The sequence below is a fragment of the Fimbriimonas ginsengisoli Gsoil 348 genome, assembly GCF_000724625.1.
GTDB classification, from domain to species: Bacteria; Armatimonadota; Fimbriimonadia; order Fimbriimonadales; family Fimbriimonadaceae; genus Fimbriimonas; species Fimbriimonas ginsengisoli.
Genome location: NZ_CP007139.1, coordinates 1,364,787 through 1,386,215, shown reverse-complemented (window position 1 = coordinate 1,386,215; position 21,429 = coordinate 1,364,787). Strand labels below are relative to the sequence as shown.

General features: G+C 61.4%; 15 protein-coding genes. 10 read left to right on the top strand and 5 right to left on the bottom strand.

Translation table 11 applies throughout. The features are described from left to right. The first annotated feature begins 17 nt into the window (after positions 1 to 17). The 3 genes from OP10G_RS06290 to OP10G_RS06280 are packed head-to-tail and all read left to right on the top strand — an operon-like array spanning position 18 to position 4,712. Positions 18 to 1,253 (top strand): Gfo/Idh/MocA family protein, encoded by a 1,236-nt coding sequence (locus OP10G_RS06290; protein WP_025226735.1) that lies wholly within the window; start codon positions 18 to 20, stop codon positions 1,251 to 1,253. Beyond that, the gene (locus OP10G_RS06285; protein ID WP_025226736.1) at positions 1,250 to 1,573 is read left to right on the top strand and encodes a cupin domain-containing protein; all 324 of its coding nucleotides are present in this window, start codon (positions 1,250 to 1,252) and stop codon (positions 1,571 to 1,573) included. Before OP10G_RS06290 ends, OP10G_RS06285 begins: the two co-directional genes overlap by 4 nt. A 58-nt stretch (positions 1,574 to 1,631) precedes the next feature. Further along, entirely contained in the window at positions 1,632 to 4,712 is a 3,081-nt protein-coding gene (locus OP10G_RS06280; protein WP_025226737.1) for a family 78 glycoside hydrolase catalytic domain, read from the top strand. A 456-nt stretch (positions 4,713 to 5,168) separates the two neighbouring features. Here OP10G_RS06280 and OP10G_RS06275 read toward each other — a convergent pair whose 3' ends face one another. Genes OP10G_RS06275 through OP10G_RS06265 form a run of 3 tightly spaced genes read right to left on the bottom strand, consistent with a single transcriptional unit; the run spans position 5,169 to position 8,170 of the window. Then, the gene (locus OP10G_RS06275; RefSeq protein WP_025226738.1) at positions 5,169 to 6,206 is read right to left on the bottom strand and encodes a hypothetical protein; all 1,038 of its coding nucleotides are present in this window, start codon (positions 6,204 to 6,206) and stop codon (positions 5,169 to 5,171) included. A gap of 9 nt (positions 6,207 to 6,215) precedes the next feature. Then, entirely contained in the window at positions 6,216 to 7,742 is a 1,527-nt protein-coding gene (locus OP10G_RS06270; protein ID WP_025226739.1) for a YifB family Mg chelatase-like AAA ATPase, read from the bottom strand. A gap of 47 nt (positions 7,743 to 7,789) precedes the next feature. Beyond that, positions 7,790 to 8,170, bottom strand: coding sequence for a hypothetical protein (locus OP10G_RS06265; RefSeq protein WP_144241023.1), 381 nt, complete (start codon positions 8,168 to 8,170; stop codon positions 7,790 to 7,792). Positions 8,171 to 8,334: 164 nt separating this feature from the next. Between OP10G_RS06265 and OP10G_RS06260 the strand changes: the two genes are divergently transcribed. Both OP10G_RS06260 and OP10G_RS06255 read left to right on the top strand, forming a co-directional pair. Beyond that, positions 8,335 to 8,880 carry a hypothetical protein gene (locus OP10G_RS06260; RefSeq protein ID WP_144241022.1) on the top strand — a complete coding sequence of 182 codons (546 nt, stop codon included), beginning with the start codon at positions 8,335 to 8,337 and terminating at the stop codon, positions 8,878 to 8,880. 55 nt (positions 8,881 to 8,935) lie between these two features. Beyond that, positions 8,936 to 9,847, top strand: a complete 912-nt coding sequence (locus OP10G_RS06255) for a hypothetical protein (RefSeq protein ID WP_025226742.1) — start codon at positions 8,936 to 8,938, stop codon at positions 9,845 to 9,847. A gap of 3 nt (positions 9,848 to 9,850) precedes the next feature. Here the strand turns inward: OP10G_RS06255 and OP10G_RS06250 are convergent, their stop codons facing one another. Then, entirely contained in the window at positions 9,851 to 10,609 is a 759-nt protein-coding gene (locus OP10G_RS06250) for a ComEA family DNA-binding protein (RefSeq protein ID WP_025226743.1), read from the bottom strand. A 22-nt stretch (positions 10,610 to 10,631) separates the two neighbouring features. After that, positions 10,632 to 11,546, bottom strand: a complete 915-nt coding sequence (locus OP10G_RS06245) for a Ppx/GppA phosphatase family protein (protein WP_025226744.1) — start codon at positions 11,544 to 11,546, stop codon at positions 10,632 to 10,634. A gap of 356 nt (positions 11,547 to 11,902) precedes the next feature. Between OP10G_RS06245 and xylB the strand changes: the two genes are divergently transcribed. The 5 genes from xylB (at position 11,903) to OP10G_RS06220 (ending at position 21,362) form a co-directional block, all read left to right on the top strand. Beyond that, on the top strand, positions 11,903 to 13,327 hold the full coding sequence (xylB, locus tag OP10G_RS06240) for a xylulokinase (protein WP_025226745.1): 1,425 nt from the start codon (positions 11,903 to 11,905) through the stop codon (positions 13,325 to 13,327). Between the two features lie 94 nt (positions 13,328 to 13,421). Further along, positions 13,422 to 15,305, top strand: coding sequence for a 30S ribosomal protein S1 (locus OP10G_RS24145; RefSeq protein ID WP_025226746.1), 1,884 nt, complete (start codon positions 13,422 to 13,424; stop codon positions 15,303 to 15,305). A 330-nt stretch (positions 15,306 to 15,635) separates the two neighbouring features. Beyond that, a complete protein-coding gene (gene coaE / locus OP10G_RS06230) occupies positions 15,636 to 16,181 on the top strand; it encodes a dephospho-CoA kinase (protein WP_025226747.1) in 546 nt (181 codons plus the stop codon). Between the two features lie 210 nt (positions 16,182 to 16,391). Then, positions 16,392 to 18,365: a hypothetical protein gene (locus OP10G_RS27195; protein WP_025226748.1), complete on the top strand. Its 1,974-nt coding sequence runs from the start codon at positions 16,392 to 16,394 to the stop codon at positions 18,363 to 18,365. 93 nt (positions 18,366 to 18,458) lie between these two features. Then, positions 18,459 to 21,362 (top strand): FlgD immunoglobulin-like domain containing protein, encoded by a 2,904-nt coding sequence (locus tag OP10G_RS06220; protein WP_038472678.1) that lies wholly within the window; start codon positions 18,459 to 18,461, stop codon positions 21,360 to 21,362. Positions 21,363 to 21,429 lie beyond the last annotated feature (67 nt).

Sequence of the window (21,429 nt, the reverse complement as noted above, 5' to 3'; positions counted from 1 at the left end):
GGGAACAATGACTTGGCATGTCCAGACGCGATCGAACGTTGCGCGTAGCCGTCGCGGGTGTCGGCGGATTCGCCGGCCAGCACCACCTTTCGCTTGCCGAGCTGGAGTCCGAGGGGGAGTGCCGGGTCGTTGCCACCTGCGACCCAAGCGCCGCTCGCTTGGGTCAAGCTGGCGAGCAGTACCGGTTCGAGCAACGCGGGGTCTCGACTTACCCGAACCTCGGTTCTCTGCTGCAAGCAACCGCCGGCGAGATCGACGTCGTTACCTTGCCGACTCCGATCCCGCTTCACGCCGCTCAGCACGAAGCGGTAGTCGAAGCGGGGGCGGCGTGCTATCTGGAAAAGCCCCCTAGCCTATGGTGGCCCGAGTACTTGGAGATGCTGGAGCGAGACGGGCGAGCTTCCCGCCAGACCCAGGTCGGATTCAACTTCACCGGCGACCCGATGCGCCAAGAGCTGAAGAGCCGCATCCTTTCGGGGGAATTCGGCGTCCTGCGCGGGGTTTCTCTGCTGGCGGAATGGCCGCGCGATCGCGAGTATTACACCCGCAACGACTGGGCCGGGCGATTGCGAGTCGGCGACCGGTGGGTCCTCGACTCCTGCATCGGCAACGCGTTGGCGCACTACGTTCAGAATCTGCTTTTTTGGTGCGGGAAGGAAGGAGCCGTGGGCGAGGTTGAGGAGGTGTGGGCACGTCTCTTCCGGGCTCACCCGATCGAGAGCTACGACACCGCCTTTGTTTCCGCCCGCACCGACGGTGGCGCGTGGCTTCGGATCGGGGCGACCCACACGGGTAAGGACCGCTACTTCGAGCGGGAGACGCTCGTGCTCGACCAAGCGACGATCCGCTTCGACACTTGGCGTTCCGGCGAGATCGAACACCGGAACGGCACTCGCGAAAGGTTCGAATCCTCCCGCGGCGACCACGCCGAAATGCTTCGCGAAAACTTGCGCGAGTATTTCGCCTACGTCCGGGGTGACCGCCCGCGTCCCACGACGCGTTTGGAAGATTGCCGCGGCTTCGTTTCTCTCTGCGACCTTGCGCTCGTATCCTGTGGTGGAATCGAGGAGATCGCGAGGGAACGGATTGAGACAGATGATCTTGGTCGGGTCCAGGTAGAAGGGCTCGAGCGCGAGTTAACCGCCTTCGTCGAGCACGAAACTTGGCCTACCGGCGAGCTTCCGTTGGAAAGCGCCCGGATGGACGACCTCGACTGCTTCGAGGCGACGATGTCGCAGAGGTTAGGATTATGAGACGCTCCCGATTTGCCGACCTGGAACCGGGAACGCACCTGTTTTCCGCCATCGTTGATGGCTCCCGGCTCTACAAGGGCGGTCTGTCGTTCCACACGCCCGGAATGGTAACCCACGACCAAGAACGGCCTCACTTGGAAGTCGACCAAGAGATCTTCTGCCTCCTCCAGGGCGAGGGATGGATTGAGGTCGACGGCGTACGCGAGCCGGTACAGGCCGGCGACGTCTTCGTCATCGAACCGGGCGAAGACCACCACCTCATCAGCAGCGAAACCAACCCGTTAATCAACCTCTGGCTCCACGCCGCCGACCCGAATTAGCGGGCCGGGTACGAAGGGCGGTAGCCGAAGCGACCCCTAACTCTGCTACGGTATCGGAATGCTTGCGCTGTTTGCCTTGGTGGCATTGACCGACTCCGACCTGACCCCCGCGCGGTTGCGCTGTGAATACCTGCTAAATCCGGTCGGGATCGACGAAAGGACGCCGCGCCTTAGCTGGATCGTCGAGTCAGGCCAGCGAGACGCCAAGCAGCGCGCCTACCGGATCGAAGTCGCGACCAGTCCGGAAAATCTCCGCACCGGCAAGGACGACCTTTGGGATTCCGGTCGAGTAGCCTCCAGCCAAACCGTCAATGTCGCTTATGCTGGCCAGCCGCTCCAGAGCGGCCAACGGGCTTGGTGGCGGGTGACGGTTTGGGAAAACGGCGCCAGTCGCACCAGCGCGCCCGCATTCTGGGAGGCCGGCATCGTGAACCCCGGCGATTGGAAGGCGCAGTGGGTTTCGCTGCCCGATGCCTTCAGCAAACCGGCGGACATGTCTAAGGCGAAGTGGATCTGGTACCCGGAAGGCGATCCCGCTCGCGATGCGCCGACCGGCGTCACTCGCCAATTCCGTACTCAGGTCGACCTGCCTTCGGGAGAGATCACTCAGGCCGTGATGGGATTCGCCGCCGACGATAAGTTTCGGGCCACCGTGAATGGGCAGGCGGTTAGCAACGGAGGGGGTTGGACCAGCTTCACCGTCGTAGACGTCAAGCGGCAGCTTCACCCCGGCAACAACGCGGTGGCCGTTGACGGGATCAACGACACGTCGCGAGCCGGGGTCGCGGTCGTCGGCCGAGTGACGTATGCGGACGGGCGAGAAGTTTCCATCAACTCCGACGGCCGATGGCAAGCGAGCACCGACGGGTCGACTTGGGTCGATGCGAAGGAGCTCGCCCCCTTAGGCGGCGCACCGTTTGGCCGCACGAAATGGGCGCAGCCCGCATATCCGGCGCCGATCGTCACGACGTCGATCCAGATCCCGAAGCCGGTTCGCCGCGCCCGCGCCTATGTCACCGCCAAGGGGCTTTACCGGCTTCTGGTGGACGGAAAGCCGGTCGGGAAATCTTTCCTCACCCCGGGTTGGACCGATTACCGCAAACGGATTCAATATCAAACCTACGACGTCACTTCCATGCTGAAGACCGGCGCGCGAGGCGTCGGCCTCGTCCTGGGAGACGGCTGGTATTGCGGCCACGTCGGCCTCACCGGCGGGCAGAATTACGGCGATAAGCCGGAAGGGCTTGCCCAGATTGAGGTGGAGTATCGCGACGGCACTCACGAGACTTTCGCCAGCGACTCGTCCTGGAAAGCCGGAACCGGGCCGATCCTCTCGAACGACCTCCTGATGGGAGAGACGTACGACGCCCGCGTCATCCCCGGCAACTGGAAGCCGGTGGAGACTCGGCCGGTCGGTGAAATCCCACTCGTCGCCCAGCGCAGCCCGACCGTCGAGAAACTGGAGGAGCTGAAACCGAGGCGGATCACCGAGCCTAAGCCAGGCTCGTTCGTGTACGACCTTGGACAGAACATGGTGGGTTGGGCCCGCCTGCGGGTTCGCGGCAAAGCCGGTGATACCGTGCAGCTCCGTTTTGCCGAGATGCTGAATCCGGACGGCACCGTCTACACCACCAACTTGCGCGGCGCCAAGGCGACGGACACGTATACACTTCGAGGAGGCGGCACCGAGGTTTACGAACCCTCCTTCACGTTCCATGGCTTCCGCTATGTCGAAGTCACCGGTTACCCCGGCAAGCCGGGGCGAGGCGCGATCACCGGCGTGGTCGTCGGATCCAACAATCCGAAGAGCGGAACGTTCCAATGCTCCGACCAGCTCGTGAACCAGCTTCAGCACAACATCTTTTGGGGGCAGCGCGGCAACTACCTGGAGGTCCCCACCGACTGCCCGCAACGCGATGAGCGGCTGGGATGGATGGGCGACGCCCAGATCTTCGCCCGCACAGCTTGCTTCAACAACGACGTCGCCGCGTTTTTGGAGAAGTGGACGCAGGACGTAATCGACGCCCAGTCGCCTCAGGGCGGCTTCTCGGACGTTTCGCCCCGGATGGGAGACCAATCGGACGGCGCACCCGCCTGGGGCGATGCCGGCGTCATTGTGCCGTGGACCGTCTACCGGTGCTACGGCGATACTCGCCTCCTGGAGCGGAGCTATCCGGCGATGCAGGCTTGGATCTCCTACATCGATTCCGTAAACCCCGACCACATCTGGGTCAAGCGGTCGAACAACAACTTTGGCGACTGGTTGAACGTGCAAGACGACACCCCTCGCGAGGTTCTCGCCACCGCCTACTTTGCGTACAGCACCGACCTTCTCGCCCGCTCGGCGCGGGTGATCGGCAAACTGGACGACGCTCATCGGTACGAAGCGCTACGCGACTCGATTCGCACCGCGTTTAACGATCGGTTCGTCGACTCGGAAGGGAAGATCAAGGGGGACACTCAGACTGCCTACGTGCTCGCCCTCGCGTTCGATTTGCTCCCGCCGCATGCTCGACCGGGAGCAGCTCAGCGGCTCGCCAACCACATTCTCATCGACCGAAAGGGGCACCTCTCTACCGGCTTCGTAGGAGTTGGGTATCTGAACCCGACCCTTACCGCGATGGGCCGATCGGATATCGCGTATAAGCTGCTGCTGAACGATACGTATCCCTCGTGGGGCTACTCGATCCGCCAAGGCGCGACCACGATCTGGGAGCGCTGGGACGGCTGGACTCAGGAGAAGGGATTCCAGAACCCGGGAATGAACTCGTTCAACCACTACTCCCTTGGCTCGGTGGGCGAATGGATGTACCGCACCGTCGCGGGAATCGACATGGACCCGGTCGTCCCTGGTTACGAGCGAATCGTCGTCCGCCCCATCCCGGGCGGCGGGATGACCTGGGGGAAGGGCTCTCTCGACTCCATTCGCGGCCGGATCTCCACTTCTTGGAGGCGATCCGGGCAGGAGTTCTCGTTGGCAGTGACGGTTCCGGCGAACACGACGGCGCTGGTGTATGTGCCGACTTCCGCTAGGGAGTCGGTTCATGCGGACGGGGGACGTTTCCGGCGCATGGAAGGTGAGGCTGCCGTCTACGAAGTCGGCGGGGGTACCTACCGGTTTACGTCGCAGTTGAAGTAGAAAATCCGGAGTCCCTTCCCCTGCCGTCGTGGCAAAGATATCCCGCATTGGGACACTGTAAATCGCGGTTGGGAGGACGGGGTTGAAGGTGGCTGTTCAGTTAAGCTCTTCTGTTGCATTGAGATCCAAACCTTGCCTTCACCCCGAGCGGCTCTATGGCTCTCCTCTGCTGCCCAAGGAACGATAGGAGGATCGGCGAGTCGCGAAACGGGAGAGTTAAGTCCAAATGGATGCAGGGAGTATAGCCCTCAAAAAACAACGTAGTGCCAGCATACAGCGGTATCAGGGCGCGAGCCGCCCCTGCAAAGAAGATAGACGGAGGTGGCACAGTATCTATCAAGGGCCTAATTTCAATTATTCTTAAGTAAGAAGGGCTGAGGGTGAAGGTTAGTGGCCCTGTTTCCCGTCCAGGCATCGGGCAAGCTTATGGGAACAGATTTGCTACCTGCTCAATGGTTACTGCTCATATGGGTCTTCTATCCGCGTACCTTCTTTTGAGAAGGTGGCCTTTCTGACAACCCTTGCCTGATTACGGTCAATCATTTTTTGATAGAACTTCTTGTAATCCTTAGAACGTTTTTTATGCGGAAGGGTATCGAGCGAAGGTTCGTCAAACAGTCTACATAGGGATTCATGACACTGCTGCAAGAGATCTTTGGTCCTGAGTTTCTTGCTGAGTACGTCGATGTCGTTTGGAGAGGTATCAAAAGCTCTGAGAATTTGCGTACACCGTGAAGGTATTGACCGCACAAACGGGTTAACCACCGCCGACTCAATGGATTTTCCATCCTTCAAAGGTATATTTATCCACGGTAGATAGCTCCCGTGCTCGAAGAAAAACTCCTTAATCGCGTTGACATCAGTATCCTTTCTACGCGAATTCACCCACTGGGAGGAACGTATTTCAATGAGATCGTTGTAAAGCAGAGGACTCAGCCAAATACAAGCACAATCAGACAGCTCGTATCTTGACGCCGCTTCATCAATAGCTGGACCTACAATGATGGATTTGTTGAGCGCGAATTGCCCCCTGCAAATGTAGCCACGGGAAAGCCAACGAAAGCGACTATCGAACAACATGCGCTGAATCCGGGCCGCGACCGCACCAATGTGCAGCACCCCGTTTATATCGTCAGGTGTTTGGTCTTCGAACGCAATCACTATTGTGTCACTTATTAGAGCGTAGTGGAACGGGAGTGGATACTGAATGATTTCAGATAGTAAAACAACACCCTGATCGTCCCTTTTCCACCCAATTCCACCACTATCTGACAAATGAGCAATTGGCACCAAGGAAGAGCTTGGTGTCTCACTGTCTTCCTTGAACCGAGTCAGTGCCCGTTCTATGCTAGTGAAGAATTCGATCAAGTCCTGAGAGCTAAAGCGGTTCCATGCGCCTTTGAAGCCTAGAATGTCGATGAGAGCTACGTGGCCGTGGACAAGGTCTCGAGAAGGATCAAGACCGGCGTTTGGATGTTTATTGACCCGTGCCATAAGTTTCGACTATGAGACTCCCCGATCTCTGTACTGCACTGCCTCTGAGAGGTGGCTCTTTCGAACTAGATCGTCACCCGAGAGATCGGCGATTGTGCGGCCGACTTTTAGAATGCGGTCGAATACCCGAGCCGAAAGGTTCATCCTCGCGGCCACGAGCCGCATGAAATCCTGACTGTCCTGATCCAGAACAATCAGCTCACGGATTTCGCGCGGGTTCATTTTCGCGTTTACGCGGTGGTTGCCCAGGCGGACGTTCTGCCTTTCCCGAGCCGCGATGACCCGATCTCGAACGGCCCCGCTGCACTCCCCGGTCGGCATCCCGATGAGCTCGTCCGGCTTCAGGCGCTGCACTTCGAGATGGATGTCGATCCGATCCCGCAGAGGACCGCTGATCTTCCCGGAGTACCGCTCGCACTGCGATTGGCCGACGCATCGCTCCTCCGGAAGCCCCTTGAAGCCGCAAGGACAAGGATTCATAGCGGCGACTAAAATGCACTCGGCGGGGAAGGTAAGCGTGTTGCTAACCCGCGCAACCGTAACCTCCCCATCCTCCAACGGCTGCCTTAGCGCCTCCAAGACTCCCCGATCGAATTCAGGAAATTCGTCGGCAAAAAGGACCCCAAAATGGGCGAGCGATACCTCGCCCGGCTTTGGGTTCTTACCTCCGCCGACGATGGCGGCGTAGCTTGCAGAATGGTGAGGCGAACGGAACGGCCGCTCCCAGACGAGACCGGACTTATCCCCCTTTTGGCCGGCCGCGGAGAGGATGCGGGTTACCGCGATCGACTCTTCGAGCGATAGGGGCGGCAGGATTGTTGGGAGACGCCGGGCGAGCATCGTTTTGCCGGAGCCGGGAGGGCCGTTCATCAATACGTTGTGCCCGCCGGCCGCCGCGACTTCCAGGGCCCGGACGGCGTGGCGCTGACCCTTCACGTCGGAGTAGTCGACGTTGTATTCAGGAAGTCGAACGTCCAGGCTCGGCTCGAAACGATGCGGGGAGAAGAGGCTGGAACCGCTCAGGATCTCGATCGCGTCCAGCAGCCGGCGTACGCCGTACACTTCGACGCCCACCGCGACGGATGCTTCCGCGGCGCACGCTTCGGGAACGATGAGCCGCTTGAAACCTTGCTCCTTCGCCATCAGCGCCACGTTCACGGCGCCATCCATCGGCTTTAGGTCGCCGTCGAGACCGAGCTCGCCGATGATGAGGGTGCTTTCGAGCTCCTCCAAGGGGAACTTTCCGTCCACCCCACAGATCGCGACCGCCATCGGAAGATCGAGCCACGGCCCCTCCTTGCGAATGTCGCCGGGGGCGAGGTTACACATGATCTTCCGATTCGGGAAGCCGAGGCCGCTATTCCGGCAAGCGGTCCGCACGCGCTCGCGGCTCTCTTGGACGGCTTTGTCGGGGAGTCCGACGAGGATGAAGTAGCGTTCCCCGTCGCCTTGGACATATCCCTGCAGGTCCACCTCCACGACAATTGGCAAAGCCTCGATCCCGATGAGGGTCGCCGAGTGGGCCTGCGCGATCATGGCGGTAGTTTACAGAACGGCGAGGCACTTCGCGGAGCCGAAACGATTCACTCCACCGGGAACCGGGCGAGGCCGTTGAAACACGCCTCCATGCGGGGGCCGAGATCGTGCCGGCCGTTGAAGAAATTGATGTGCATCTGGGTTTTATTGCCGCGCCCATCTACAAACTGAATGCTGTCCGGCTGATTGAATTGTCGATCGGGAACCGGCACCACATGGTGCGTCGCCTCCACGCACGCGGCAATCGTTTTTGAATCACCTGTTTCGAACTCCAACGTGTGCCCGGCCGCACTTTGAGCACGTACGCGAATTCTCACGATATTGTGTTCGTCCAGCCGACGCAAAACCGTGTCCCATACGCTGGCAAGGTGTGCGGCGTCCCGGTCCGGGACGCCGCAACCGCAGAGCGCGATCAGAATCGCCCCCAAAGGGGCCAGGTTACGGGATATTAGCGTCGCCAATGTTAACCAGCCGGCTTGGATCGTCTGGTCCTCTTTCCGATGAGGGGCGGCGAATGAACCTATACGATCTTGCCGATAGTTTACAGAACGATTGAACTTGCGTGGCCGCCCGCGGCACGAAGGAGGTAGCCATGTTCGCTCCCCTCCTCGCCATCGCCGCCGTTTTCCAAGCCGCTCCCGCCGATACCGCGTGGAGTAAGGCAGATCGAGGGCTTACGTTTGGGCTCTCGATCACGGCCAAGTCAGACGGGCCCGATCTGATTCGCTGCTTCGTGAAAAACGACAACGACCTCCCGGTCACTCTATATATCGATCGAAGCATCGAATTGCCGAAACCGGTCTACACGTTGAAGAGCGAAAAGGGGATGATGTGGCAGCTCAAGCCCGCCACCGCGACGCCGATGGTGTGGGGCGGCCCGCCACCCCTGATCTATCTGCCGCCCCATGCGACCACCTTGGTACATGCTTCTCGATCTTGGTTCCCTCTGGTTGCGGGGAAATATGAAGTGACGGCAGGCTTCGTTGCGTCGCGGCAAGACTATGGCCTGGGCCGCCCGGAAGCGTTAACCGCTTCGTTCACGTCGGCAACCGCGATCCTAACGATTAAGCCGGGAGACGTGCAGCCAACCATGGCATCCGGCTCCGGGTACGGCTCTTGGACCGGGGCGGCCGGATAGGGGAAGCGTCGCAGGGAACCTCCACCTTGCCGAGCTGGTTAGAGTGAAGCGTCCCATGGCCCAGCATCCGCGTATTCTCGTGCGTCGTCTCCTCATTTTGTCGGTGGTGCTGGTCGCGGCCGAGCCGATCGCGCAGGCGCTGAACACGGTGGCGCCGTCTACCCCGTTCGCCCACGTCGGTTCGAAAGAGATCGACGAGATGAGCGGCATCGCCAAGAGCGCCCGCTTTAAAGACACCTATTGGGTCCACAACGATAGCGGCGACACGGCTCGAATCTTTGCCATAAAGGGGAACGGAGAGTTGATCTCGGAAGTGCAGATTCCGAATGCTCAGAACGTCGACTGGGAAGAAATTTCGCGAGACCGGAACACGCTCATCGTTTCCGATATGGGGAACAACAAGAATCGGCGGAAGGATCTCGGCGTGTATCTCCTTCCCGAGCCCGATCCGACCAAGGTGAAGTCGGCGCCGGCTGCGCTGCATATTCCGATCGCCTATCCGGATCAGAAGGAATTCCCGCCGAAAGGAGCGTACGAGTGGGATTGCGAGGCGTTCTTTCCGCTGAATGGCAAGCTGTACTTCATCTCCAAGACCCGGCTGAACTCGTTCTTCCCCGGAACCATCGCTCGGCTTTACCGGCTCGACACCCGCGATCCTCGGCAAACGAACATGCTGAAGCTCGTGGACCAGACCGAGTTGGGGGGATGGGTGACGGCGGCGTCGGTCTCACCCGACCGCAAGCGGCTGGCGGTGCTTACCCATTTGCCGGAGCAGGCGATTTGGCTCTTCGACACCGGTGCGAAGGGTGAGCACATCCTTTCCGGACGGCATCCTTCCAAGATAAGCCTCGCCGGGATGGGGCAGAGCGAGGCGATCTGCTGGGACGACGCTCGCACCCTGCGGGTGGGCAACGAAGAGGGAGATCTGTTCCGCGTTCCCGTCAAATCGGCCCGCCAGATTCGCTAGCGGCTATAGCTTGAGCCACTGGCGCAGCTTTTCCATCTTCTTCGGCCCGATCCCTTTCACGTCGATCAGGCCGTCTACGCTGGCGAACGGCCCGTGCTGTTGGCGATAGTCGATGATTTTTTGAGCGGTGGAAGGCCCTATTCCGGGAAGCGTTTGAAGTTCCTCGGCGGTGGCCGAGTTGAGGCTGACGGCGCCGGTCGGCGTCTTCGCCTTCGTCCGGTGCTGACCGGTCGATTCCACCTTTAGGTCGGGCGGGGCTACCGGCTCGATGGTGGAAGGGAGCGAGCCGGCAAGACTTTTCGGCGGCGGAGCCTGGGGCGCCTTTTCCGGGGTGTAGAGGGGCGTTGCATCTTTGCCACCCCGGTAGGTGGGGGCGACCTCTCGAGCCTTGTCACCCTTAGGCGGGACATACACGACGGTGGCGTCGATCAGGTGAGCGGCGAGGTTGATTCGGTCGAGGTCGGCGTTCGCCTTCGGGCCTCCCGCCGCTTTAACCGCGTCGTCGACTCGGGAGTCCGACTTAAGTCGAACTACTCCTGGCGATTTGACCGCTCCCGATACATGGACGACAAGCTCCGTGGGAGCTGCGGCCACGGGCTCGGCCGGTTTCTCTTTCGCGGCGGGCGGCACCGCCGCCGGCTGAATGATTAGCGGCCCGGGCTGCCGGAGACGCTCCGCGCCGACATACCCAGCGCCGGCAAGTAAAAGGACACCGATGCCGATGACCGCGTACTGTTCTCGCGGAGAGCGATGTTGGAACATCGTGACGTTACTCTAGCAGATGTTACGAACCCCGCTCCAGCAGCGCGTGCCGCCAACCGCGGACCGAGACGGAGCAGCCGGGAGCGCCAAGGGCGTGGAGGAAACGCTCGAGGATGAGCGCGCCGATGTGGAGAGTCTTTTCGCGGCCTGGCTCCATGCCGACAATGGCGGCGCGTTGCGCGTCGGACATCGGCATCATCCAGCCCACCGCCTTGCTGATCTCCTCGTAGTCGAGGTACGCGCCATGCACCTTTTCCGGCTGCCAGGTGGCGAGCCGGTCGCGGATCGAGACGAGGTTGGTGCCGGTCGCGCCAAGGACGACGGTATGCCCGGCTTCCCCGGGGGCGTAGTTGAGGTTCAGAAGGTCGTCGATGGCGCTGGAGGCGCCGAGAATGGCGCCGAAGTCGGGCGACTCCTCACCCAACATTTGACTCTTGAGCCCGAGGGTGCCCACGGGATAGCTTCTCCGGAAAGACACCTGCCACCCCTCTGCCGCGCGGTCGGCCGTCATCAGCTCGGTGCTGTGACCCCCGGGGTCGACGATGGAGAGGCGGGGGTACTGGGCGAACGTCGGATCGTCGGCCACGGCGCGAAAGCCGAGCTCGGCCTCGTCTTCGCCGGAGAGGACGAATACCGGAGTGCCCTGAGCTTCGGCCCGCGCAAGGAATTCGTCGGTGTTCTCCGCAATCCTCGCCGCCATCGTGGCGGCGGCAACGATTTCCGTCGCTCCGTGTTCGCGAGCTTCCCGATACATCCGGGCCAGCGCAGCCAAGGTGTCGGCCATCCCTCTCTCGCTCAGCCGCCCGGTCGTCTTCGTCCCTTCACCGAGCGCGGTCACCGCCGTCGTCTCATAAACCTGCCGCCATCCGGCGTCTGTCTTTTCCTCAACGACCAAGAGGACCGAGTTAGAGCCAACGTCGATTACGGCTTTGCGCATTGCCAGAGAGGGTACCGGCACATAGCCGTTCCAAGGGCATCACGCCTTGGCGGATTTAAACGACCAGATGGTCGCGAGACACACGGGCTGGAAGCGCCGTGCCACGGGGTTGACTGGAAAAAGTTCTGCGACCCTGCCGGGTCGGGTGATCGGGGCTCTTTACCAGGGGTCTGCGACCGCCTGGCTAAGTTCTGCGACCCTACGGGTCAGGGACGATGCGGCGCCCGATCCTGTAACTGTGCTGAGTTCAGGGATGGGCTTCCGAGAAGACGCGTTATGGGACGCGGGCGTCTCCCTGCATCCGTGGCACTGGTGGTTGTAGAACGGTGACGCCCCATTCTCTGTAAACTCCGGGCATGCCCAAGCTTCTCGGGATCGATGTCGGCACTTCGGGGTGCAAGGTTTTGCTGATTGATGAAACTGGACGCGTTCTGAAGGAAGCGTCGGCTGAGTACCCGCTGTCCGTCCCGCAGCCGCTCTGGTCGGAGCAGAATCCGGAGGATTGGTGGATCGGCGTTCAGAAATGTCTCGCCGAGATCGGAGAAAAGCCGGATGCGATCGGGGTCACGGGGCAGATGCATGGGGCGGTTTTCCTCGACGAAAACGACGAGGTAATCCGGCCCGCGATCCTGTGGAACGATCAGCGGACGGCGGAGGAGTGCCGGGAGATCGACAACTCGGTGGGACCGGACCGGGTGCGGCAGATCACCTGCAATCCTCCACTGACTGGATTCCAGGCGCCCAAGATCCTTTGGCTGCGAAACAACGAGCTGAGCAACTACCAGCGAATCCGTACCGTGTTGCTGCCGAAAGACTACATCCGGTTCAAGCTCACCGGCGACAAGGCGACGGAAGTGAGCGACGCGAGTGGAACCGGCCTGCTGGACGTCCCGCGCCGAGCCTGGTCGGCCGAGATGATGGCGAGGCTCGAGATCGATGCCTCGCTTTTTCCGACATGTTTCGAATCGCACGAGATCACGGGACGTACCGCGGAAGGGATACCGGTGGTCGGGGGCGGGGGCGATCAGGCGGCGGGGGCGGTCGGAACCGGCGCGGTTCGGCCGGGGGTTATCAGTGTCAGCCTGGGGACAAGCGGGGTTGTCTTCACCGCAATCGACGCTCCGAATTACGATCCTCGGGGCGCCGCCCACACGTTCTGCCATGCCAACCGGGCGTGGCATGCGATGGGAGTGATGCTCTCTTGCGGGGGAGCGTTGCGGTGGTACCGAGACACCTTGGCTCGGGGCGGTTACGACGAGATCGCGAAGGAAGCCGCCGAAGCTCCGGTCGGGAGCGACGGGCTCACCTTCCTTCCCTACCTCACGGGCGAGCGATGCCCGCATAACGACCCGCTCGCAAGAGGGGCGTTCGCCGGGATTACGCTCGGGCATACGAGGTCGCACTTCAGCCGCGCCCTTTTCGAGGGGATTAGCTTCGGATTGCTGGAAGGGATGGACCTGTTGCGCGGACTAGGCGCGACCGCCGCCGAGATCCGGGTGACGAGCGGCGGCGCGAAGAGCCGGTTTTGGCTGCAGATGCTGGCCGACATGTTCGGCACTCCGTGCGTCACCCTCCAGAGTGACGAAGGGCCGGCTTTCGGAGCCGCGATCCTCGCCGGCGTGGGGATCGGAGTGTGGCCGGATGTTAAGACCGCATGCGATCAGGTCGTGCGAGTTAAGGACCGCGTCGAACCTGGAGTCGCCGACTACGGCGTCGCATACGCAAGATATCGGTCTTTATATGAAGCAACTCGACCGTGGGGACACGAGATTGCGTCATAATGTACAGCTTTCTGTTCTGCCAAACGTTCCTTCGAGGCTGAGGGGCTTGGGGTAGCATAGATCGCAACTCTTTGGAGCCTAGCCTCACACCCCTATGACGATCGACCAGAACCCGACGCCCATGGGCGAACAAGAAGCCCTACCGGTGGATAACCCCGGTACAGCGTCCGACGCCCCCGAGACGACCCCAGTGGCCGTTGATTCGACCAATGACGCGCCCGTGCCCGCCGAGCCCACCAACTCGGTAGAGAACGCGGTGGAAGATGCTCCGGTAACGGAAGCGGCTTCGGCCGACGCCGCCCCCGTGGCGGAGTCGACGCCGGTTGCCGAAGAAGCGCCGGCCACTCCCGCGGAGGAGCCCAGCCTGCCCGGCAGCGAGCCAAGCGAGCCCGAGCACCCGGCGACGATCGGCGATCCGGTCCCCGCGGCGCCCGAGCACCCCGCCCCCGTTCACGAGCCAAGTCCCGCCCCGGCCGAGCCTGCCACCCCTGGCGAGCCGGCGGTTCCGACGCCTGCCCCGGCAGTGCCGCATGCCGCGGCGCCGGCAGTCGACGCGGCGCCGCGAGACAAGGCGGCGGATGCGGATCTGTTCGAATCGTACATGAGTGGCGATTTCAACGTCGAGGGCGACGCACCGGAGGGAGGCTTCAAGCGCCTCACCAAGGGCGAGCGCATCGAGGCGACGATCATCCAGGTCGACCGCGACAAGGTCTTTGTGGACCTCGGCACCAAGAGCGAGGGGATTGTCCCGCTCGGCGAGCTGAGCGAAGAGAACCTTGAGACGGCAAAGGGCCACTTCAACGTCGGCGACAAGATCAACGTCATCGTTCTGCGTCCGGAAGGGGCCGAAGGGAACCCGATCGTTTCGAAGAAGCGAGCCGAGTTCGAAGAGGCTTGGGACCGGATCGAGCAGGCTCACCGCGACCAGACCACCATCAAGGCGCAGGTCGTCGACCGCGTCAAGGGCGGTCTCGTCGTCGACGTCGGAGTTCGCGGCTTCGTGCCGGCAACCCACGTCGGTTCGGGCAAGCTTCGCAACATCGAGAAGTACGTCGGCAATCCGCTCGACCTCAAGGTCATCGAGATCGACCGCGACCGTAAGAAGGTCGTGCTGTCGAACCGACAGGCCGAAGAGGAGCGACGTCAAGCCGCCAAGGACAATATCTTCAACGACGTCAAGCCGGGCGACACCCTCGAGGGAACTGTCCGACGTTTGACCGACTACGGCGCTTTCGTGGACCTCGGCGGGGTCGACGGCCTGTTGCACATCTCAGAAATGAGCTGGGCGCGGATCAACCACCCCAAGGAGATGTTCAAAGAGGGCCAGAAGATCAAGGTCATGGTGCTTCGGCTCGATCCGAGCGCCGGCAAGATCTCGCTGGGCCACCGTCAGGTCCTTCCCGATCCGTGGAATCTCATCAAGGAGAACTACAAGGTCGGCCAGAACCTCAAGATCACCATCGGCCGCATCGTGCAGAGCGGTGCGTTCATCAAGCTTCCGGAGGGCGCCGAGGCGTTCATGCCGGTCAGCGAGATGAGCTACCGGCGCATCAAGCGCCCGCAGGACGTGGTCGAAGAGAATCAGGAAGTCGAGGCGCAGATCATCGACCTGCGGCCGGACGAGCGACGGATGGTTCTTTCCATGCGCGCTCTCGGTGGCGGCGGCGAGCTCAAGCCTGGCGCTAGCTACCAGCCGAGCGGATACGAGGAAGACATGCGCCGAGCCGGCGCGGGTCGGCCGGGCGGTCCTGGCGACAAGAAGAAGGGTCCTGGCGGCCGTGGCGGCGCCAAGGGTCGAGGCGGACGCGAGGAATTCGAGGATTTCGAAGATCTCGGCGGCCGGCGCGGCTTCTCCACGAGCGGCGGAGCGACCATCGGCGAGCGTTTGGGAATGCTCAAGGGCCTCCTGAGTCCGGACGACGACGAGCCGCTGGAAGGCGAAGAGAAGGAAGCCACCGAAGAGGGCGAAACGGAATAAGCGTCCGTTAGCCCCTTGGCTACCTAAAGAGGCCTCCTGCAACCGCAGGGGGCCTCTCTGATGTTTCAGGGGTGTAGCCGTGTTCTGAGGCTTGCCGCGGCAGAATGGGGCGAATGGGACATCTGGGTCTCACAGGTCCCATATGTCTCATCAGACCCATTCGTCCCCTCAGGCTCCGTAGCCCGGGGATTTATCTGCGGAGGAGCCTTGAACCGCGGCTAAAGCCACGGGCTACGGGCAACCCGGGATCTCCAGCGATCCCCATCAGTCCACAAGCAACAGTCCACAAGCCACAAGTCCCGGGCCCCCGACACGCAGTACCCTATCCCCATGCGAGTCGCGATTACCGGAGGGATTGGGGAGGGGAAGTCTACGGTGCTCCAGATGCTCGAAGAGATCGGCTATTCCACGTTATCTGCCGACGCCGTGGCACGCCAAATCGCTGCTCGGGGGGACGTAGCGCAAACGCTTGCCAGGATCGCCGGGCTGGAGCACCCGTTTGCGCCTGCGGAACTGCGGGCGGCGCTTGCCGGCTCGGAAGAAATTCGTCGGCAGGTCAACGCGACGATGCATCCGCTCGTTATGGAGGAGATCGACCGTCATCCCGCGACCTTTGTCGAGGTTCCGCTACTGATCGAAGCTTGTCTGCAGAGTACGTTTGACCGGATTTGGGTTGTCACTTGTGGTCCGCGAGAGCAAAAACGGCGGTTGATGCAGCGGTACGGCGATAAGCGGCACGTGGAAGGCATCCTTTCGACTCAGCTTTCTTCGCGTGCGAAGATTCCATTTGCGGACGTTGTCTTGCGAACCAATCGCCCTTTAGACCACGTCCGGCGTTTACTCTCCGAAGCGGCTTCGGAACTTGCGGTTAGGTGAATTGCGCGTTCGTTAGCGTCGTGCTATACTCGCTCAGATTTGCCTGCCCCGGTTCGCCGTGGTTGGTGGAGGAGGGGCTTCTGCGACGCTACGTGAAAGCGAGAGGGTTCGCAGACCCTTTATTTGGCGCCGAGCGCCATCGAAGGAAGGACACGTAGCCATAGCAATGCCCCAAATCGAAGAAGGATTGAGGAAGGAGGACGCGTCATAGTGAGGCGGTTCATCGCATCGTTAACCGGGAAGGTGTTCAGTCAGTTGGTCATTGTGGCCCTGCTGCTCCCATCCATTACCCTGGCTCTTCTGAGCCGTGCGGAGGCTCAGGTCGCGGTCCTGCCAACCTGGACTGTCGTTGAGTTCCGCAACCTAAAGTCGCCAGGCACCGCGTTTGGCAAGGTCGCGGCCAAAGCCGTCATGACCGAGTTGGGTAAGACCAACCAATACGAGGTCGTCGCGGAAGAGACGGTCAACCGGGTCATCACCGACCTTGGTATCACCTCTCCGCCCGTCGGCACCATCAACCTCATGCGCGTGGCGCAAGAGACGCACGCTTCGACCATCGTGTCGGGCGATATCGTCGACTACCGAATGTTCAACGACGCCGGTGGCAAGCACGCCGTCGTCAATCTGAACGTCGTCATCTACGACGTAGCGTCCGGTTTGGCCATCAACGGGTCCGTGGCGAGAGGCGAGTCGATCGTCAAGCCGTCCGACTCGCCGGATGAGGCGCTCATCAATGACGCCATCAACAATGCCGCCGGCATTGCCATCCGGGATATCCAGACCCGAAACCTGCCGCAGGGCACGGTCTTAAACACCTACACGAACAGCGCGCTCATCAACAAAGGAACGCGTTCGGGCTTTAGCGTCGGTCAGGAAGTCGTCGTGCTTCGTGGCCGGGAGCAGGTGGCAACGGCGCGCGTCAGCGACGTCGAGCCGGACAGCTCAACCGTTCACATCGAGCGGTTCATCAAGGGTATCCAGCCGGGCGACAAGGTTCGAGCCATTTGGACCCCGCCGAGCATTTCAAACCTTCAACAGATCGATTCGAGTGGAAACGTTCACCCGGCCAGGGTTCGCAAGAGCGGCGGCAACTCGGGCTTGATTTCGACTCTCTTGATTGTTGGCCTCGTCGCGGTCTTGCTCAGTAACGGAAACGCCGGCAGCAACACGACGACGAAGGAAGTCCACGCGGAAGCCGCGCTCTTCCCGGGCATCGGCGGCACCCCCGCGGTCCGCATCACGTGGTCGGCGAATGCCTTCGCCGGCGGCAACAGCACGCGCGTTGCCTGGCAGATTTGGCGCAACGACGTTCTGGACGCACCAGTGTTGGTTGCTCCCGGCACCGCGAATTCGATCTACGATCAGAATACGCAGCGCCCGGCGATCACCTACACCAAGCGCAACCAGGCGGGCGGAACCACCTGCGACTCTTCGCTCAATAACTCGACTTCGGCCGCGCCCATCCCCGGCGTAGTCTCAGGTCGGCCGTACGTTTACTCGGTTGAAGAGGTCTACGGCCTCCAATCCATCGATCTTCCGGACGGAGGAACCTCCGGCACCGGCACCGGTACCGGCACTGGAAACGGTACGAGCACCGCAAGCGGCACCGGCACTGGTACAGGCACCGGGAACACGGGTGGCACCATCGGTGGCACCACGGCGAACACCACGGGCACCGCGACCGGCACTGGAACGGGAACGGGTACTGGAACCGGCACGGGCACGGCCACCGGATCCACGATCTGCTACTTCACCAGCGAGCGGCAGAACGCGGTCGGAACCGCGACTCCTCTGACGCCGCCGGTTCTGGCTTCGCCGTCGCCGGGCGCTTCGGTCACCACTGCTCCGTTCACGTTCGACTCAGTCGCGACGAGCGGTTTCGGGATCACGGTTCAGTACCTGGTTCAGTTCTCCGACAGTCCGAACTTCCCGCGCAACCGCACGGCGAATGTCGTCACTTTCGTGTCGAACCAGACTGGAAGAGTGTCAACTCCGACCTCGATCGATACAACTCGTAATCTGCCAAGCTACATAACTCGCGCTTCGACCGTATATTGGAGAGCAGGTGCGCGGAATCTTGACGATCGGCCCGGTCCGATCCCAGACCCGCTCACTGGCCAGCGCTACATCTTTAGCCAATATCGAGTCTTTGTACGGCCGGGCACTCCGCCCCCTCCGCCATAGACAGGCGAAAAGAGCGAACCAAATGACCGCCATGCCCCCGTCTAGCTTTCAGGCGATTCGGGGGCATGGCCCTGAACTCTTTAAGGACATACGATGAACCGCAATCTTTTTAAGGTACCGGTGGTGGGGCTTGCCGCCATGACGGGACTGGGGACGGCACTTGCCCAATCTGATTTCCCCCCAGCTCCGTTGCCAATACTTTGTCTGGACCCTACCGTAACTCCGCCCGTCGATCCGTACAGCACGGACTACGGAGCTCAGCTCGATTGGAACGACCTCTTTGGCACTTTCCTCGGCGTTCAAGGGACGGTTGGCTACAGCAAGTTCTGTTTCCCTCCGAACGGGATCACGATCAACGTTGCCGGGCGCGTCGGCTTCATGTACGGCAAACTCGGTTCCGTTCAAGATACTGCCTATGGTGGCGATCCGATCGACGACTGGCTCGGTCTGACCATGGGTATGTACGATGGCGTCGGCGGCAACTGGGGTTATGCCAAGTCGGTTCGCCAGGAAGGGACCGCGGCCCCGACCAGAACGCTTTTTGGGCAGAATGCCATCGACACCACGTATTACGGGGCCAGCGACCGTTACTTCGTGGGTGAGTCCACGAACGACAATATCCGGATATCGCTCCGAGTCGACATCAAGGGCGATACCTCGCGCTTGACGTGGACGATGACGAACACGGGTCCCCAGGCCAATATCGGGCTCGAGTTTGGCCAGTGGGTCGAAATGTTGGCTCCCAGCCTCGGCGACTTTATCGGCACCACTTTTGTCGAGGTGCCCGGTTTCCGACCGCTGCACACCGACCACCGTTTCCGGCGCGACCCGAACCTGAATGCGACTTCGCCGCACGAGAATCCGATGCCGCCTTACGCGAACTTCGGCATGACTCAGTCTTTGGCGTACGGTCTCAAGGTTCCTACCATGGCCGATCCGTCGATTCCGGACCAGACCCCGGTCGACATTCTCGACATCGGTAAGGCGGGATTTTTGCTGGGAATCGAGACCGGTAACTCCACTCCGATGCCCGCGGCCTACTCGACGCCTTCCCCGATTCTGGAAGACACGAGCATTTTCCCCGACGTGGGTTATGTGCAGCGCTGGCTGCCGCAACTGACCAACCAGAACGAGCAGCGGATTATCACCGCTTATTACCGTTCGACTTGGGGCGTCAGCGACTACGCCAAGCCCTATGCGGTAACGGTAGATACACCGAAAGTCGTCGCCGTCAACGACAACGATCCACAGGTATTCAATCCGAATCCGATGGTGATCCGGGTGTACGTCGACAACGTGAACGGATTCGCGAATGAAGCGAAGCCGATTCCGCTTAACGATGTCCGCATTACGTTGAACCTGCCGCAAGGAATGACGGACGTCGACAATCCCACGTCCAATCGGATCGTTAAGTTCATCGACACGGTGAACCCTCCGCCTCCTCGCGATTTGAACAACCTGCCCAAGGAGATCGCTCACCACACACTTGGTTTTGTCGATTTCCAGGTAAATGTCGATCCGACACTCTACGGAAAGCAGAGCTACACGGTGACGGTCGAGCCGCAGCCGGGTCCTAAGAAGACCATTACGGGCACCATCGACGTGGCCTCTCAGCCCCGGCTTCTCATCCGCGACGCGGCAAATCTCGTCACGGCTCCTTGGCAGTTCACGGACACGACTTGGTCCACGATCCTTGGAACGGGCCCCAATCCGCTCCAGATCAATCGCGACTACCAGGCGTTCGAGTGGGATGCGAATCAGCAGGCATACGTGCTGCAGACCGGACCAAAGCGTGGCTTTGGCAACTGGTTGATCAGCACCCAGGACGTCGGCTTTAAGCAGCTAGGCGGCAACCCCCGGACGCCTTCCGATCTCGGGTCCGCAAACGGAGCTCCGCTCATCGTTTTGCACTCGGGCTGGAACTTGATTGCCAACCCGTACAACTACTCCATCCCGGTCTCTCAACTCGTCGGCGTCACCGCCACGGACCCGACGGATGCGCATACGTTTGCGGATCTCGCCGGTCAGAACGTGATCGGCTCGACCCTCTCGTTCTGGGATCCCAACACTCAGAGCTACAAGTTCACGCAGGACTTCACCGATCTCCTGATTCCGAACCGCGGCTACTGGCTGTTCGTGAATACGCCTCAGGACGTGACGATCTCGTTCGGTCCGGTATTCACCGCGTTCATCCCCGTCGGCACCGGTGGCATCACCGGCGCCATGAAGGTCCACGGTGCCGCGACGATCGCCGCGCCGACTGCGAAGTGGAAGGTCAACCTGGCCGTCCGCTCCGGAAAGGTCCTCGACGATCAGAACTACATCGGCGTGGTTACGAACCCGGCCGACACGGTTCGGGCTCGAATCCAGAAGCCACCGGTCGCCCCGACCCCCACCGCGGTCTCCGCGGCGATAGTAACGCTGAATGGAACGAAGAGCCTGCTCCTCGCCCAGTCGCTGGTGCCGGATGCCTCCCACAACCAGTGGGCCTGGCAGGTCTACACCAAGAGCGCGGGCAGCACGACCATCTCGTGGCCAAATGCCAATCAGGCGCCGGCTTCGATCCAGTTGATGCTGACCGACCTTACGACGAACCAGACGATCGACATGCGCAAGCAGTCGAGCTACACGTTCACCTCGAAGGCCCAGTCGAATCGACAGTTCAAGATCACGGCGGATTCTACGCAGGCCGTCGGTCCGGTCCTCTCATCGCTCACCGCGACCCGAACGGGATCCGGCACTACCGCTGGATTCAACATCCAGTACCAACTCGGCGCAGACGCCACGACCTCCGTTCGGATCCTCCAGAGCGGCAGGGAAGTATACGTCGTCGGCAGCCGAGCCGCTCAGACGGCCGGTACCCACAGCGTGCTGTGGAATGGCCGCGATGCCGCCAATCGCCGGGTTAAGCCGGGGCTGTACACCATCGAGGTGTCGGCCACCGCTCCTGGTCGAACGACGGAGATCAAGACGACCTCGGTGTTCGTCCTGAGCTAAACCCTCTCGCCGGGGCTTCCCCAAAATGGAAGCCCCGGCGTATCCTTTTAAAGCCGTTTCAAACGGA

What these genes read in the sequence shown, in the direction of transcription:
- OP10G_RS06290 (WP_025226735.1), top strand. Translation starts at nt 18, where the DNA reads ATGTCCAGACGCGATCGAACGTTGCGCGTAGCCGTCGCGGGTGTCGGC.
- OP10G_RS06285 (WP_025226736.1), top strand. Translation starts at nt 1,250, where the DNA reads ATGAGACGCTCCCGATTTGCCGACCTGGAACCGGGAACGCACCTGTTT.
- OP10G_RS06280 (WP_025226737.1), top strand. Translation starts at nt 1,632, where the DNA reads ATGCTTGCGCTGTTTGCCTTGGTGGCATTGACCGACTCCGACCTGACC.
- OP10G_RS06275 (WP_025226738.1), bottom strand. Translation starts at nt 6,206, where the DNA reads ATGGCACGGGTCAATAAACATCCAAACGCCGGTCTTGATCCTTCTCGA.
- OP10G_RS06270 (WP_025226739.1), bottom strand. Translation starts at nt 7,742, where the DNA reads ATGATCGCGCAGGCCCACTCGGCGACCCTCATCGGGATCGAGGCTTTG.
- OP10G_RS06260 (WP_144241022.1), top strand. Translation starts at nt 8,335, where the DNA reads ATGTTCGCTCCCCTCCTCGCCATCGCCGCCGTTTTCCAAGCCGCTCCC.
- OP10G_RS06255 (WP_025226742.1), top strand. Translation starts at nt 8,936, where the DNA reads ATGGCCCAGCATCCGCGTATTCTCGTGCGTCGTCTCCTCATTTTGTCG.
- OP10G_RS06250 (WP_025226743.1), bottom strand. Translation starts at nt 10,609, where the DNA reads ATGTTCCAACATCGCTCTCCGCGAGAACAGTACGCGGTCATCGGCATC.
- OP10G_RS06245 (WP_025226744.1), bottom strand. Translation starts at nt 11,546, where the DNA reads ATGCGCAAAGCCGTAATCGACGTTGGCTCTAACTCGGTCCTCTTGGTC.
- xylB (WP_025226745.1), top strand. Translation starts at nt 11,903, where the DNA reads ATGCCCAAGCTTCTCGGGATCGATGTCGGCACTTCGGGGTGCAAGGTT.
- OP10G_RS24145 (WP_025226746.1), top strand. Translation starts at nt 13,422, where the DNA reads ATGACGATCGACCAGAACCCGACGCCCATGGGCGAACAAGAAGCCCTA.
- coaE (WP_025226747.1), top strand. Translation starts at nt 15,636, where the DNA reads ATGCGAGTCGCGATTACCGGAGGGATTGGGGAGGGGAAGTCTACGGTG.
- OP10G_RS06220 (WP_038472678.1), top strand. Translation starts at nt 18,459, where the DNA reads ATGAACCGCAATCTTTTTAAGGTACCGGTGGTGGGGCTTGCCGCCATG.